Source organism: Saccharothrix sp. CB00851 (assembly GCF_001905065.1).
Lineage (GTDB): Bacteria > Actinomycetota > Actinomycetes > Mycobacteriales > Pseudonocardiaceae > Actinosynnema.
This window is the reverse complement of sequence record NZ_LWLC01000029.1, coordinates 86373-101566: the sequence shown is the minus strand read 5'-3', so window position 1 is coordinate 101566 and position 15194 is coordinate 86373. Positions and strand designations below refer to the sequence as shown.

At 69.4% G+C, this 15194-nt stretch carries 14 protein-coding genes and 1 rRNA gene; 6 read left to right on the top strand and 9 right to left on the bottom strand.

Annotated elements, in window-relative coordinates:
* Positions 1-243, bottom strand: a 16S ribosomal RNA gene (locus A6A25_RS26975); the annotation flags it as partial.
* Between the two features lie 501 nt (positions 244-744).
* Between A6A25_RS26975 and A6A25_RS26970 the strand changes: the two genes are divergently transcribed.
* The 5 genes from A6A25_RS26970 to A6A25_RS26950 all read left to right on the top strand — a co-directional run bounded on the left by A6A25_RS26970 (position 745) and on the right by A6A25_RS26950 (position 6205).
* Positions 745-1713: an MASE1 domain-containing protein gene (locus tag A6A25_RS26970; protein WP_241828934.1), complete on the top strand. Its 969-nt coding sequence runs from the start codon at positions 745-747 to the stop codon at positions 1711-1713.
* On the top strand, positions 1714-2787 hold the full coding sequence (locus A6A25_RS26965; protein ID WP_073894750.1) for a lycopene cyclase family protein: 1074 nt from the start codon (positions 1714-1716) through the stop codon (positions 2785-2787).
* A gap of 41 nt (positions 2788-2828) precedes the next feature.
* Entirely contained in the window at positions 2829-4532 is a 1704-nt protein-coding gene (locus A6A25_RS26960) for a GGDEF domain-containing protein (RefSeq protein ID WP_073894747.1), read from the top strand.
* Between the two features lie 82 nt (positions 4533-4614).
* A complete protein-coding gene (locus tag A6A25_RS26955) occupies positions 4615-5727 on the top strand; it encodes a carboxylate-amine ligase (protein ID WP_083668710.1) in 1113 nt (370 codons plus the stop codon).
* Between the two features lie 64 nt (positions 5728-5791).
* On the top strand, positions 5792-6205 hold the full coding sequence (locus A6A25_RS26950; RefSeq protein WP_073894744.1) for a CBS domain-containing protein: 414 nt from the start codon (positions 5792-5794) through the stop codon (positions 6203-6205).
* Positions 6206-6795: 590 nt separating this feature from the next.
* Here the strand turns inward: A6A25_RS26950 and A6A25_RS26945 are convergent.
* Genes A6A25_RS26945 through A6A25_RS26910 form a run of 8 tightly spaced genes read right to left on the bottom strand, consistent with a single transcriptional unit; the run spans position 6796 to position 13397 of the window.
* On the bottom strand, positions 6796-7188 hold the full coding sequence (locus tag A6A25_RS26945) for a metal-sulfur cluster assembly factor (RefSeq protein ID WP_073894741.1): 393 nt from the start codon (positions 7186-7188) through the stop codon (positions 6796-6798).
* The gene (gene sufU / locus A6A25_RS26940) at positions 7185-7628 is read right to left on the bottom strand and encodes a Fe-S cluster assembly sulfur transfer protein SufU (protein ID WP_073894738.1); all 444 of its coding nucleotides are present in this window, start codon (positions 7626-7628) and stop codon (positions 7185-7187) included. The genes A6A25_RS26945 and sufU overlap by 4 nt, the downstream gene beginning before the upstream one ends.
* Positions 7628-8905 carry a cysteine desulfurase gene (locus A6A25_RS26935; RefSeq protein WP_073894736.1) on the bottom strand — a complete coding sequence of 426 codons (1278 nt, stop codon included), beginning with the start codon at positions 8903-8905 and terminating at the stop codon, positions 7628-7630. Before A6A25_RS26935 ends, sufU begins: the two co-directional genes overlap by 1 nt.
* 46 nt (positions 8906-8951) lie before the next feature.
* Positions 8952-9725 carry a Fe-S cluster assembly ATPase SufC gene (gene sufC, locus A6A25_RS26930; protein ID WP_073894733.1) on the bottom strand — a complete coding sequence of 258 codons (774 nt, stop codon included), beginning with the start codon at positions 9723-9725 and terminating at the stop codon, positions 8952-8954.
* 34 nt (positions 9726-9759) lie between these two features.
* Positions 9760-10080: a non-heme iron oxygenase ferredoxin subunit gene (locus tag A6A25_RS26925; RefSeq protein WP_073894730.1), complete on the bottom strand. Its 321-nt coding sequence runs from the start codon at positions 10078-10080 to the stop codon at positions 9760-9762.
* Positions 10077-11252, bottom strand: a complete 1176-nt coding sequence (gene sufD / locus A6A25_RS26920; protein WP_073894727.1) for a Fe-S cluster assembly protein SufD — start codon at positions 11250-11252, stop codon at positions 10077-10079. The genes A6A25_RS26925 and sufD overlap by 4 nt, the downstream gene beginning before the upstream one ends.
* Before the next feature lies 1 nt (position 11253).
* On the bottom strand, positions 11254-12699 hold the full coding sequence (gene sufB, locus A6A25_RS26915) for a Fe-S cluster assembly protein SufB (protein WP_073894724.1): 1446 nt from the start codon (positions 12697-12699) through the stop codon (positions 11254-11256).
* Positions 12696-13397 (bottom strand): helix-turn-helix transcriptional regulator, encoded by a 702-nt coding sequence (locus A6A25_RS26910; RefSeq protein ID WP_143193441.1) that lies wholly within the window; start codon positions 13395-13397, stop codon positions 12696-12698. Before A6A25_RS26910 ends, sufB begins: the two co-directional genes overlap by 4 nt.
* Positions 13398-13507: 110 nt before the next feature.
* Between A6A25_RS26910 and mptB the strand changes: the two genes are divergently transcribed.
* Entirely contained in the window at positions 13508-15076 is a 1569-nt protein-coding gene (gene mptB / locus A6A25_RS26905) for a polyprenol phosphomannose-dependent alpha 1,6 mannosyltransferase MptB (RefSeq protein WP_198932875.1), read from the top strand.
* Positions 15077-15194: the final 118 nt, after the last annotated feature.

Below are 15194 nucleotides of genomic sequence, written 5' to 3'. Positions count from 1 at the left end.
CAAGCTGATAGGCCGCGGGTCCATCCCGTACCGCCGGAACTTTCCACCCCCCACCATGCGATAGCAGGTCGTATCCGGTATTAGACCTAGTTTCCCAGGCTTATCCCAGAGTACAGGGCAGGTTACCCACGTGTTACTCACCCGTTCGCCGCTCGTGTACCCCGAAGGGCCTTACCGCTCGACTTGCATGTGTTAAGCACGCCGCCAGCGTTCGTCCTGAGCCAGGATCAAACTCTCCAATAAGGAATGAGTTCGATCGCTCCGAACAACACTGACAAATACTGTCAGTTGTCCAGTAACAATCTCAAAGGAAACCTCTTGACGAGGTTCATAAATTTACTGGCTATTCGGCACGCTGTTGAGTTCTCAAAGAACACGCGCTCACCGTCTTGTCCCGCGTCTTACCGCAGTTCATTCCGGGGCTTTGTGTTTCGTTCTGGTTGAAGCTTAGCTCGCTCGTTTTCGCGGTGTCAAATCGGCCGGTTTCGGCTTCTCGGCTCCGCGCTGAACTCGCTTCGCATTCACTTTGTTCTACCGTCCGGAGCCGAGGCAGCACGCTGTGCTGCTGATTCGATCCCCGGGGCTTGTTCGCCGCGCTCCGTTCCGGTGACTCTCTCCGGCCCGTTCCGCGCTGGCAGAGAGAAAGTTACACGGCGGCCCGCGCGGAGACAAATCGGGGGGTCGGTTTTGCCGTCTCCGCAGCTAGGCGTGGTGCGTCCCCCTGGGACGGTGGATGCTGTGCCCGTGCAGCTCTCCCCTCGGCTCGGCCGGTACGCGTTCCACGTGGCCCTGGTCGCGGCTTGCTACTACGCGGGCGCTCGCATCGGCCTCCTCCAGGCGTTGGTCAACGACCAGGTGACGCCGTTGTGGCCGCCGACCGGTGTCGCCGTGCTGGCGTTGCTGATGGGCGGGCTGAGGATGTGGCCGGGCATCGCGTTGGGCGCGTTCGCGGTCAACTTCACGCTCGCCGAGGTCGGCTCGACGGTCCTCATCACCGCGGGGAACACGCTCGGACCGGTGGTGGCCTACCTGTTGCTCAAGAAGGTGGGCTTCCGGCAGGAGGTGGACCGCACGCGTGACGCGCTGGCCCTCGTGCTGCTGGGCGGGCTCGCGGGCATGGCGGTGAGCGCGACGGTCGGCTCGGGCACGTTGTTGGTCACGGGCGTCATCGACGGCGCGTTGTTCTGGTCGACGTGGATGGTGTGGTGGACCGGTGACGCGCTGGGCGTGCTGGTGTTCGTGCCGATCGTGCTGGCGTTCCGCTCGTTGCGCCCGCGCAACCACCCCCTGCGCCGGTGGGTGGAGGCCGTGGCGTTGGTGGTGAGCACGGCGGTCGTCATGACGGTGGCGAGCACGAGCGACCTGCGGCTGATGTACCTGGTGTTCCCGTTCCTGATCTGGGCGGCCCTGCGGTTCCAGCACCTCGGCACGGCGCCGTGCGCGTTGATCGCGACGACGTTGGCGGCACGGGGCGCGGCACGCAGCACGGGTCCGTTCGCCGATCTGGACCTGGTGGTGCGGATGATGACGTTGCAGGCGTTCAACGGCACGGCGGTGTTGACGGCGCTGCTGTTGTCGGCGGTGATCGCGGAGCGCAACGCGGCGCGGGCGGCGATCGAGCGCACGGTGACGCAGCTCGCGGACGTGGTGGCGCAGTACCAGCCGCTGGTGCTGGGCAACCTGCTGCCGCCCGAGCCGCCGGAGAAGCGCTAAGTGGACGTGGTGGTCGTCGGTGGCGGACCGGCGGGACGGGCGTTGGCGCGGGCGTGCGCGGCGCGGGGGCTGGGGACCACGGTGGTCGATCCCAATCCGGGGCGGCGGTGGCGGGCGACCTACGCGGCGTGGGTGGACGAGTTGCCGGCCGACGCGCCGCTGGCCTTCAGCACGTCGAGGGCTCGCGCGGTGACGACGGCGGAGCACGTGATCGAGCGGGCCTACGCGGTGTTGGACAACGAGCGGTTGTGGCGGCTGCCGGACGACGTGCGGGTGGTGGCGGGCCGGGTGGTCGGCCACACGGCCACGTCGGTGACGTTGGCGGACGGTCGGGTGTTGACCGGGCGGGTGGTGGACGCGAGCGGCGCGGTGGGTGGTCGGGCGGCGCAGACGGCGGTCGGCGTGGTGGTGCCGGCGGAGAGCGCGCGGCCGTTCGTCGGCGCCGACGAAGCGCTGATCATGGATTGGCGCAGGCCCCCGGCGGCGACGACGTCCGATCCGACGTTCCTCTACGCGATCCCGGTGTCGGCGGACGAGGTGCTGCTGGAGGAGACGTCGCTGGCCCGCCGTCCGGGTCTGCCGTTGCGCGAGTTGCGGCTCCGGTTGCACGCGCGGCTGGCCGTGCACGGAATCCCGGTACCGGAGGCCGAGGAGCGGGTGCGCATCCCGTTGGACGGGCGGCCGCGGGAAGGGGCGTTCGGCGCGGCGGCGGGGTGGGTGCACCCGGCGACGGGGTACAGCGTGGCGGCGGCGTTGCGGCGGGCGCCGGTGGTGGCGGACGCGATCATGAACGGGCGTGGGGTGAGGCGTTCGGCGGCGGAACGGGCGGTGCGCGCGTTGCGGCTCAGAGGTCTGGAGGCGTTGCTGGCACTGCGACCCGACGAGGTTCCGGAATTCTTCAACGGCTTTTTCCAATTGTCCGACAGTCTCCAACGCGACTACCTCGGCGGGCACGATGACCTGCGCGGGACCGCCCGCGCGATGCTCGGGCTGTTCGGTTCGGCGTCCTGGACCATGCGCGCTCGGCTGGTATTTCCTGTGCAATCGACCAAGAGTGCGAGAACACCTGGTTAACGGTCTCGGCAAAAGAAGATCGACCGGGCACGATCGAGGCCGTGCCCGCCTTGCTGGATGACGTTCGCTTCGCCTTCCAGCCGTTGTTCAACCTCCACACCGGAGGGGTCGTGGCGGTTGAAGCGCTGGCCCGACCGCACGACGGCAACGTGCAGGACCTGCTGCGGATGGCCTTCCGCGCCGGGTACCTGGCCAACACCGACGTGGCCCTCGCGTGCCGCGCGGTCCGACACGCGGCCGACCACGGCCTGGGCGTGCCGCTGCACGTCAACCTCCTCGCGTTGACGATCGCGGACAAACCCGAGCTGATGGCCCCGCTCTACTCGGCGTTGCGCGAGGTCGGGCGCACCCCCGCGGACCTGGTCGTCGAGGTCGGCACGCCGTACTCGCGCGCGCCGCGCCGGCTGCTGGTCAAGGGCATCGAACGGCTGCGCGAGGACGGGTTCCGGATCGGCCTGGACGGGGTGGGCGAGGGCGACTCGCCGCTGTCGCTGCTGGCCGAGGTGCAGCCGGACGTCATCAAGCTGGACCGCGAGGTCGTGGTGGCGCTGCCCGCCGACCCCGCCCGGTACGCGATGGTCCAGGCGTTGCAGCACCTGTGCGAGCACACCGGGTCGCTGGTCGTGGCCGAGGGCGTGGAGACGGAGGCGCAGCTGGCCGCGCTGCGCCGGCTCGGGGTGCGGCTCGCTCAAGGCAACCTGCTGGCGAGCCCGCAGCGCAGGCCCAAGGTGGACGCGACGATCGCGGCGGTGTTGAGCGAGGTCAACGACCCGGAGGCGGTCACCAGCACGATGACCGCGCCGTTGCGGCGCAAGGCCGGGCCGAAGGTGACCGACTTCCTGCACCCGGCGACCACGCTGCCCGACTCGGCGACGTCCGAGGAGGTGCGCGACGTGCTCGCGAACCAGCCGACGGTCAGCGGCGTGGTGCTCGTGGACGACGAGGGCAGGCCGTGCTGGACGGTGGACCGCAACCGGTTCCTGCTGGCGGTGACGGGGCCGTTCGGGCACGCCCTGCACGCGAAGCGGGAGGCGGCGCGGCTGGCGGACCGGCCGAAGCTGATCGGGGCGGACTCCAGCGCGTTGGAGCTGCTGGACGTGGTCGCGCACGCCAACCGGGAGCGCACCAACGACGACCTGGTGGTCGTGGACGACGACGACCGCTGCCTGGGCGTGGTGCGGGTCGCGGACGTGGTGCGCGGTGTGGCCGAGATGAAGGTGGAGCAGGCGGCGGCGTTGAGCCCGTTGACCCGGCTGCCGGGCAGCGACTCGATCGCCCGCGAGGTGGACCGGCGCATCCTCGGCGGTGAGCTGTTCGCCGTGGGGTGGTTGGACGTGGACGCGTTCAAGCGGGTCAACGACTCGGCGGGGTTCGCCGCGGGCGACGACCTGATCAGGGCCATAGGGCGTGCGTTGACCGACGGTGCGGCGGCGTACCCGGGCGTGCAGGTGGGGCACGTCGGCGGGGACGACTTCCTGGTGGTGGCCGGGCTGAACGAGATCGTGCCGTTCTCCGCCGGGGTGCTGGACGTGCCGTTCGAGGCGGAAGGGCTCGGGGTCACGTTGTCGTTGGCGACGTTGATCTGCGCGGCCGGGTCGGTGGCGTCGTACCGGGAGGTGTCCCGGCTGCTGGCGCCGTTGAAGGAGCACGCGAAGTCGTTGCGGGGAACCAGTTGGGTGCTGGGGCGGCCGGGCAGCGACCACGTCGACGTCCTGCGCGGCGGACCGCATCTGGCAGTAAGTTAGGAAGTTCACCGCAAAGCCGCATGTGCCACCCGATCGGTTACTCATAGCATCAGGCTGACTACCCAGTGCAGGGAGGTCCCTGGTGAGCGAGGTCATCGCCCTACCGCTGCCGCGAGCCGTCTCGGACCTGCCGCTGTCGGTGGGGGTCGAGGAGGAGTTCCTCCTGGTGGACCCCGACACCGGAACGCTCATGCCGCTGGCGTCCGAGGTGCTGGGCGGTGTGCGGTCGGAGCTGGACCTGCAGACCGAGGCGACGCTCTACCAGGTGGAGAGCGCCACTCGGGTGTGCCGCAGCATGGCCGAGGTTCATGAGCAGCTGCTGGCGGCTCGGCGTGCGCTGGCCGCGTTGGCGGCTGCCCGGGGCGCGCGGATCGTGGCGACCGGGACACCGGTGCTCGGTGGCCTCAGACCGCCGCCGTTGACCGAGTCCGACCGCTACCGGATCATCGCCGGCGAGTACGGGGCGTTGGTCGACGGGCTCACCATCTGCGGGTGCCACGTGCACATCGGCATCCCGGACGAGGACACCGGGGTGGTGATCGGCAACCACCTGCGGCAGTGGCTGCCGGTGCTGTTGGCGATCAGCGCCAACTCGCCGTTCTCGGACGGGCGTGACACGGGGTACGCGAGTTGGCGTTACGTGTCGTGGAGCCCGTGGCCGTCGGCCGGCGCGCCACCGTGGTTCGAGTCGGCGGAGGACTACCACCAGGCCACGCGAGTGCTGAGGACGGGCGGGGCGGCGCTGGACCCGGCGATGGTCTACTGGGACGTGCGGCTGTCGGCCCACCACCCGACCGTGGAGCTGCGGGTGTGCGACGTGGCGGCGACCGTGGACGAGGCCGTCCTGTTGGCCGCCTTGGTGCGGGCGATCGCCGTCACGGCGTTGGCCGGTGTGGCCGCACAGCGCGTGCCGGACTTGGCGCTGCGGACGGCGTTGTGGCGTGCGGCGCGGGACGGGCTGGACGGCGCCGGGATCGAACCGGTCAGCGGTCGCCTGGTACCGGCGGCGGACATGGTGCACGCGCTCGTCGACTGGACGCGCCCGGCTCTGCGTGCGGCGGGCGACGAGGACCTCGTGGTCGACGGCATCGCCCGACTGCTGCTGGACGGCACGGGCGCGGTGCGGCAACGGCGGGCGTTCCGCCGACGCGGCTCACCGGCCGACGTCGTGGCGATGTTGGTGGCGCAGACCTAGGCGTCGAGGTGCCGGTCGCGCCGGACCGGCGCATCCTTGGTCTACGCGACCAAGGAGGTTCGGCATGACCACCGCACGGGAGATCATGAACGCCGGTGTCCAGTGCATCAAGGAGAACCAGAGCCTGCTCGACGCGGCGCAGATGATGCGGGACCTGGACGTCGGCTCGCTGCCGATCTGCGGCCGGGACGACAAACTGCACGGGATCATCACCGATCGCGACATCGTGCTGCGCTGCGTCGCCGACGGCCGGGATCCCTCTTCGATGACGGCCGGCGAGATGTCCGGCCACCTGCACTGGGTCAACGCGGACGACGACGTGTCACACGTCCTCCGGACGATGGAGGACAACCAAATCCGCCGCCTACCCGTGATCGAGGACCACCGCCTGGTCGGCATGGTGTCCGAAGCCGACCTGGCCCGCCACCTGGACGAAACCCAACTGGCGGAATTCGTCGAACGCGTCTACGCCCGCTGACCCAACCCACACCCCGACACGTCAACCCTCGCCCCCGCCCTTCCGCATATAGGAGGGCTTCGTGTCATCCCGCCGACCTGGCGCAGCCTTACCGCACGTGTCAAGGGCGGCGCGTTCAGCTTTGCCTACTACTTCACTTAGACCGCGCGCCGCCCTTGACACGTGTGGTAACCCGGAGGGAGGTCGGTGGGATGACACGGAGTCCGGGACCACGCTGGGTCGGGAGTTCCCGACGGAACGGGATCTGAACGGGACGGGGGGATGTCATCCTGTTGATCTGCCCGTCCGGCGAGGACTCTTTTGATCTTTTAAGTCCTTGCACTTCGGACTATCAGTGCGCGACTTGAACCCGGCTCGATTTGACATGGGGCCCCTTACGGGCACTCCAGGCAGGCCAAAGCCGGGCAGGCCTGGCGGAAAAAGCGCCCGCCAAGCCTGCCCGGCTTCGACCAGCCTAAAGCACCCGAACCCCATGTAAAATCGGGCCTCTGCGGGTTGGCTGCGGACCCGTTGTGGTCCGGTCCGTTGTGGGCACGAGGGTTTGGGTTTATGGCCCTCGGCGGTCGGGTTTCGGGTCCAGGTCTGTCGGATCAGACGGTGAAGCCGAGGGCGCGCAGCTGTTCGCGGCCGTCGTCGGTGATCTTCTCCGGGCCCCACGGGGGCATCCAGACCCAGTTGATGCGGAAGTCGTTGACGATTCCGCCGCCGCCACCGCCGACCAGTGCCGACCGGGTCTGGTCCTCGATCACGTCGGTCAGGGGGCAGGCAGCCGAGGTGAGGGTCATGTCGATGAGCGCGACGTTCTCCTCGTCCACGCGGATGTCGTAGACCAGGCCCAGGTCGACGACGTTGATGCCCAGTTCCGGGTCGACGACGTCGCGCATGGCCTCCTCGACGTCGTCCACCGCGGCCACGTCTGCCTTCGGTGCGGGCGGTTCGGGCATGCCCTCGATGCCGCGCACCACGTCCTCTTCGGCGGTCATGCCTTTGCTCCCTCGCTGCGTGCCACCGCGTCCTTGAAAGCCATCCAGCCCAGCAGCGCGCACTTCACGCGTGCCGGGTACTTCGCCACGCCCGCGAACGCGATGCCGTCCTCCAGGACGTCCTCGTCGGGTTCGACCTGGCCACGGCCCTGCATCAGCTCCACGAACGCGTCCATCTTCTCGAACGCCTCGTCCAACGGCCTGCCCACCACCAGATCGGTGAGCACCGAGGTGGAAGCCTGGCTGATGGAGCAGCCCTGGCCGTCGTACGAGACGTCGCGGACGGTGTCGCCGTCGAGCTTGACGCGCAGGGTCACCTCGTCGCCGCAGGTGGGGTTGATCTGGTGCGACTCGGCGTCGAACGGGTCGCGCAGGCCGCGGCCGTGGGGGTTCTTGTAGTGGTCCAGGATGATCTCCTGGTACATCTGCTGCAACTGCATCACGCCACCCCGAAGAACTTCTGCGCCTCGCGGACGGCGTCGACCAGGGCGGTCACCTCGTCCAGCGTGTTGTACAGGTAGAAGCTGGCCCGCACGGTGGCGGCGGCGTCCATCCGCCGGTGCAGCGGCCACGCGCAGTGGTGGCCGACGCGCACCGCGACACCCAGGCTGTCGAGCACCTGACCGGCGTCGTGCGCGTGGATGCCCTCGACCACGAACGACACCGCGCCGCCGCGGTCGACGGTGTCCAGCGGGCCGATGATCCGCACGCCCGGGATCTCGGCCAGGCCGCGCAGCGCGGCCTCCGTCAGCACGTGCTCGTGCGCGGCGATGCGGTCCATGCCGATGGCGTTGAGGTAGTCCACCGCCGCGCCCAGCGCCACGGCCTGCGACGTCATGGGCACGCCCGCTTCGAACCGCGCGGGCGGCGGGGCGAAGGTCGACTTCGCCATCTGGACCATCTCGATCATCGAACCGCCGGTGAGGAACGGCGGCAGGGCTTCCAGCAGCTCACGGCGGCCGTAGAGGACGCCGATGCCGGACGGGCCGAGCATCTTGTGGCCGCTGAACACCGCGAAGTCCACGCCGAGCGCCGTGAAGTCGACCGGGCCGTGCGGGACGGACTGACACGCGTCCAGCACGGTCAGCGCGCCGACCGCGCGGGCCGCGTCCGCGAGCACCCGCACCGGGTTGATCGTGCCCAGCACGTTGGACTGGTGGGTGAACGCGACGACCTTGGTCTTCGCGTTGATCAGCTCATCGAGGTCCGACAGGTCCAGTCGGCCCTCGTCGGTGACACCGAACCAGCGCAGCGTGGCGCCCGTGCGCGCGGCAAGCTGCTGCCACGGCACCAGGTTCGCGTGGTGCTCCATCTCGGTCACGACGATCTCGTCACCGGGACCGATGCGGAACCGCTCGGCCTCGGGACCGGCGGTGGCGGCGTTGCCCATCGCGTACGCGACGAGGTTCACGCCTTCGGTCGCGTTCTTGGTGAACACGATCTCGCCGTACTTGACGCCCACGAAGTCGGCGATCTTCTGCCGCGCGCCCTCGTAGGCGTCGGTGGCCTCTTCGGCCAGTTGGTGCGCCCCGCGGTGCACCGCGGCGTTGGCGGTCTCCAGGAAGGCGCGCTCGGCGTCGAGGACCTGGCTCGGGCGTTGCGAGGTGGCGCCGGAGTCGAGGTAGACCAGCCGCTTGCCCTCCCGCACGGTGCGGCCCAGGATCGGGAAGTCCGCCCGGACGCCTACGACGTCCAGTGGAGTAGCGGTGGTGGTCACTGCTCCGACGCCTCCTCTCGATACGTGTTCACGGACAGGTACAACGTCAGCCGATGCTGGCGGCTTCCTGCTTCCCGGTGTACTTCACGTAACCCTCGGCCTCGAGCTGGTCGGCCAGCTCCGGACCGCCGGACTCGACGATGCGGCCACCGGCGAAGACGTGCACGAAGTCGGGCGAGATGTACTTCAGGATCCGGGTGTAGTGCGTGATCAGCATGACGCCGACCTCGCTGGACTCCTTGTACTTGTTCACGCCCTGGGACACCACGCGCAGCGCGTCGACGTCCAGGCCGGAGTCGGTCTCGTCCAGGATCGCGATCTTCGGCTGGAGCAGGCCCAGCTGCAGGATCTCGTGGCGCTTCTTCTCGCCGCCGGAGAAGCCCTCGTTGACCGAGCGCTCGGCGAAGGCCGGGTCGATGTCCAGGTCGGACATCGCCTCCTTGACCTCCTTGACCCAGTGGCGCAGCTTCGGGGCCTCGCCGCGCACGGCGGTGGCGGCGGTGCGCAGGAAGTTCGACATCGACACGCCGGGCACCTCGACCGGGTACTGCATGGCGAGGAACAGGCCCGCGCGGGCGCGCTCGTCGACGGTCATCTCCAGCACGTCCTCGCCGTCCAGCAGCACGCTGCCGGAGGTGATCTCGTACTTGGGGTGACCGGCGATGGCGTAGGACAGGGTGGACTTGCCCGAGCCGTTGGGGCCCATGATGGCGTGGGTCTCGCCTGCCTTGATCGTCAGGTCGACGCCCTTGAGGATCTCCTTGGAGCCCTCGTCGGTGTTGACCGAGACGTGCAGGTCCTTGATCTCCAGAGTGGCCATTGGTGGTTCGTTCTCCTGGTGTTGCGAGCGAAAGTCAGTTCGTGGTGCGGGTGACGTCCACGTAGACGTCACCGGCGCGGAGTTCGACGGCGAACACGTCGACGGGCTCGGTGGCGGGCGGCGAGGACGGGCGGCCGGTGCGCAGGTCGAAGCACGACCCGTGCAGCCAGCACTCCACGCCCTTGCGCGTGACCTCGCCCTCGCTGAGCGCGACCTCGGCGTGCGAGCACAGGTCGCGCAGCGCGTGCACCGTCTCGCCGTCGCGGACGAGCAGGACCGGGGTGTACTCGTCGCCGACCTCGAACGCGGCCGGCTTGCGGTCGTCGAGGTCGGTCAGCGAGCACACCCTGATCACGCGCCCACCGCTTCCAGTTCCGCCTCGATGGCGGCTTCCAGGCGCTCGCGCACCTCGGGAACACCGATCTTGAGCAGGATCTCGTGGAAGAACCCGCGCACGACCAGCCTGCGCGCCTGCTCCTCCGGGATGCCGCGGGCCTGGAGGTAGAACAGCTGCTCGTCGTCGAACCGGCCGGTGGCGCTGGCGTGACCCGCGCCCTCGATCTCGCCGGTCTCGATCTCCAGGTTCGGCACCGAGTCGGCGCGCGCGCCGTCGGTGAGCACCAGGTTGCGGTTGAGCTCGAACGTCTCGGTGCCCTCGGCCGCGGCGCGGATCAGCACGTCACCGATCCACACCGTGTGCGCGTCCTCGCCCTGCAGCGCGCCCTTGTAGACCACGTTGCTGCGGCAGTTGGACACCGCGTGGTCGATGAAGGTGCGGTGCTCCAGGTGCTGGCCCGCGTCGGCGAAGTACAGGCCGAGCAGCTCGGCGTCGCCGCCGCGGCCGGTGTAGGTGACCACCGGGGTGAGGCGGACGACGTCGCCGCCGAGGGTGATGACGGTGTGCTTGAACGACGCGTCGCGGCCCAGCTTGGCGTGGTGCGCGGAGACGTGCACCGCGTCGTCGGCCCAGTCCTGGATGGCGACCACGGTCAGGTGCGCGCCGTCGCCGACGACGAACTCGACGTTGTCGGCGTACGCGCCGGAGCCGCGGTGGTCGATGACGACGACGGCCTCGGCGAACTGCTTGGCGTGCACCTGCAGGTGGCCGTAGGCGACCTTGCCCTCACCCGGACCGGTCACCGTGATGGTGGTCGGCTCGGACTTCGCGTCACCGGGAAGGGTGACGACGGTGGCCTCGGTGAACGACGACCAGGCCTGGGCGGCGACGCGGTCACCGGGGGTGCCCGCGACGCCCAGCCGCTCGTCGCCGCGCGCCACGGTCTCGACCGTGACGCCCTCGGCGGCGCTGACCTCGACGTTCGCCGTGCCGGTCGCCTCGGCGCCGTTGTGCAGGTTCGCCAGGCGCTTCATGGGGGTGAAGCGCCAGATCTCCTCGCGACCGCCGGGCACCTCGAACGCGTTCACGTCGAACGACGTGAAGTGGTCCGCGCGCGAGGAGACCGGGGCACCCGCACCGTGCGAGTGGGCCGTCAGGCCGTGTTGTTCTTGATCGGTGGTGACGGCCATGTCAGCCGACGGCCCCTTCCATCTGCAGCTCGATCAGGCGGTTCAGCTCGAGGGCGTACTCCATCGGCAGCTCGCGCGCGATGGGCTCGACGAACCCGCGCACGATCATCGCCATGGCCTCGTCCTCGTTGAGACCGCGGGACATCAGGTAGAACAGCTGGTCCTCGGAGACCTTCGAGACCGTGGCCTCGTGGCCCATCGACACGTCGTCCTCGCGGACGTCCACGTACGGGTAGGTGTCCGAGCGGCTGATGTTGTCCACCAGCAGCGCGTCGCACTTGACCGTGGACTTCGAGTGGTGCGCCCGCTTGTTGACCTGCACGAGGCCGCGGTAGGAGGTGCGGCCGCCGCCGCGCGCCACCGACTTCGACACGATCGTGGACGACGTGTGCGGCGCCATGTGGACCATCTTCGCGCCCGCGTCCTGGTGCTGGCCCTCGCCCGCGAACGCGATCGAGAGGACCTCGCCCTTGGCGTGCTCGCCCATGAGGAACACGGCCGGGTACTTCATGGTGACCTTGGAGCCGATGTTGCCGTCGATCCACTCCATGGTCGCGCCCTCTTCGGCCTTCGCGCGCTTGGTGACCAGGTTGTAGACGTTGTTCGACCAGTTCTGGATGGTCGTGTAGCGGCAGCGACCACCCTTCTTGACGATGATCTCCACGACGGCGGAGTGCAGCGAGTCCGACGAGTAGATCGGCGCGGTGCAGCCCTCGACGTAGTGCACGTACGCGCCCTCGTCGACGATGATCAGCGTGCGCTCGAACTGGCCCATGTTCTCGGTGTTGATCCGGAAGTAGGCCTGCAGCGGGATCTCGACGTGCACGCCCTTCGGCACGTAGATGAACGAGCCGCCCGACCACACCGCGGAGTTCAGCGCGGAGAACTTGTTGTCACCCGACGGGATGACGGAGCCGAAGTACTCCTTGAACAGCTCCGGGTGCTCTTTGAGGGCGGTGTCGGTGTCGAGGAAGATGACACCCTGCTCCTCGAGGTCCTCGCGGATCTTGTGGTAGACGACCTCGGACTCGTACTGGGCCGCGACACCGGAGACCAGGCGCTGCTTCTCCGCCTCCGGGATGCCCAGCTTGTCGTAGGTGTTCTTGATGTCGTCGGGCAGGTCGTCCCAGGTCGCCGCCTGCTTCTCGGTCGACCGGACGAAGTACTTGATGTTGTCGAAGTCGATGCCCGACAGGTCGGAGCCCCAGGTCGGCATCGGCTTGCGGTCGAACAGGCGCAGCGCCTTCAGCCGGAACTCCAGCATCCACTCGGGCTCGTTCTTCTTGGCCGAGATGTCCCGAACGACGTCCTCGTTCAGGCCCCGGCGAGCGCTCGCGCCTGCCACGTCCGAGTCGGCCCAGCCGAACTCGTAGTTGCCGATGCTCGCCAGGGTCTCTTCCTGGGTGAGCGGGGCTGTGGTGGTGCGCTGCTCGGCAGCGGCAGTCATGCGGGCTCCCCTCCATCTGGGATCCGGGGTGTGTTCGGGATGTGCGTCGTGCACACGGCATCGCCGCGGGCGATGGTGGCCAGGCGCTGGACGTGCGTGCCGAGCAGGTCGGCGAACGCCGCCGTCTCGGTCTCGCACAGCTGCGGGAACTCCGCCGCGACGTGCGCCACCGGGCACAGGTGCTGGCAGAGCTGCTCGCCCGCCCCCACGTGGCGCGCCGAGGCAGCGTAGCCCTCCCTGGTCAGGGCCACCGCGAGGGCCTTGGCCCGCTCCGCGGCGTCTGGCTGGGCCACGATGGCCGTGCGGTGCCGGTCGACGAAGGCGGACACCCGTCGTTCGGCGAAGGTTCGTACCGCCTCCTCCCCGCCCTGTTCGGCGAGGAACCGCAACGCGGCCACGGCGAGGTCGTCGTAGGCGTGCCCGAAACGGGCCCGCCCCTGCTCGGTCAGCAGGAAGAGCTTGGCCGGGCGACCCCGGCCGCGCTGACCCCTGCGCGGGGCCTCCCTGCTGGTCGCCTCGCCGTCGGCCACCAGCGCGTCGATGTGCCGGCGCACCGCCGTGGGGCTCAGGCCCAGCTGCTCCGCGACCGAGGCCGCGGTCACCGGGCCCTGCTCCAGGAGGAGCCGTGCGACGGCGTGCCGGGTCCGGCCGTCGTGCCCGGACGGCACCACGGTCGACTCGCTCCCGGCGTTTTTCACAACACCAGTGTTGCGTATTTCGGCGGCGGTCGCAAAGATCGACGCACGTCGGGTGACCCGAGTCACGGGATCAGGCCGGTCGCTACTCTTCGGACGTGACGGCGGGCGGAATGGTGATGGCGAACCGGAGCGAGATCGGCGAGGCAGCACCCCTGGACGCCCCCGAACGGCGACAGCTCGACGTCATCCGCCGGTGGGGCACGGTGGGCGCGTTGCTGCTCGCCGTCGGCTCGCTCGGGGCGGGCGCGGCGCCGGTGTTCAGCCCGCTGCCCGGCACGCCGCTGCTCGGGCTGTTCCCGCGGATGCCGAGCGCGTCCATGGCCGTCGCGTGGACCGGCATCTTCCTCATCGTGTCGGCGTGGCTGTGGCTGGGCCGGTTCGCCCGGCCGGGGCGTCCCCGGCTGATGACACGCAGCCAGCTCGACCGCACGCTGCTGATGTGGATCACGCCGCTGGTGTTCGTGCTGCCCATGTTCAGCCGTGACGTGTACAGCTACCTGGCGCAGTCGCAGATCGCGGCCAACGGGCAGGACCCGTACGAGCTGGGCCCGGCCACGGCGTTGGGCGTGGAGCACGACCTGACGAAGAACGTGCCGAACATCTGGCGCGAGACGCCCGCGCCGTACGGGCCGCTGTTCCTGGCCGCCGGGCGGGTCATCTCGATGGTGACCGGCGACAGCGTGCTGCCGGGCATCTTCCTGCACCGGCTGCTGGGGCTGCTGGGGCTGGCGATGATCGTGTGGGCGCTGCCGCGGCTGGCCCGGCGGTTCGGCGTGCCGCCGGTGAGCGCGCTGTGGCTGGGCGCGGCGAACCCGCTGGTGCTGTTCCACCTGGTCGTGGGCGTGCACAACGAGGGCCTGGCGATCGGCCTGATGCTGGTGGGGCTGGAGTTGGCGCTGAGGAAGATGCCGCTGGTCCCGGGCACGCCGATGACGCGGGAAGAGCTGCTGTGGATCGTGCTCGGCGCGACCATGATCACGATGGGTGCGGCGGTGAAGATCCCGGCCGCGCTGGCGCTCGGGTTCCTGGGCGTGATGATCGCGCGGCGGTGGGGTGGCCGGTTCTCCGACCTGGTGCGGTCGGCACTGTTGTTGCTGGTCATCTCGGGTGTGGTGATGGTGGGGACGTGCGTCGGCACCGGGCTCGGGTTCGGGTGGGTGGAGACGCTGAACGTCGCCGGGACGGTGAAGAGCTGGATGTCGCCGCCGACCGCGATGGGGTTCATGGGCGGTGGGCTGGGGCTGCTGCTCGGGCTGGGCAACCACACCGAGTCGATGATCGTGCTGATGCGGATCGTGACGCAGGCCGTGTCGGTGGTGATCGTGGCGACGCTGCTGTGGAAGGCGTTCCGGGGTCGGATCAAGGCCACGAACGGGCTGGGAGCGGGTCTGGGCGCGGTGCTGGTGCTCGGACCCGTGCTGCAGCCGTGGTACGTGCTGTGGGCCGCGTTGCCGCTGGCCACGGCGGTGCTGGCGCGTCGTTTCCGGGTCTTCGCCACCACCGCGAGCGCCGTCATCGCGGTGATCCTGCCGCCGACGGGCTCGGCGTTCGACGGGCGCGCCTACATCGTGCCGCAGGCCGTGACGGGCGCCGTGATCGCGTTCGCCCTGTGCCTCTTCGTCGCCCGCAAACAGGTCCTCCCCCTGATCAAGCGCGACCCCCTCCCCGGCTCCGCCTGACCCCACAACCGCGCGTGTCCTACGTTCAGAACGCGCGTGTCCTACGTTCTGGTACCCCATGTTGAACGCTCGCGTCGGCCAGCCGATGTCCTGAGTGTTCAACATGGGTGTTCTGAAC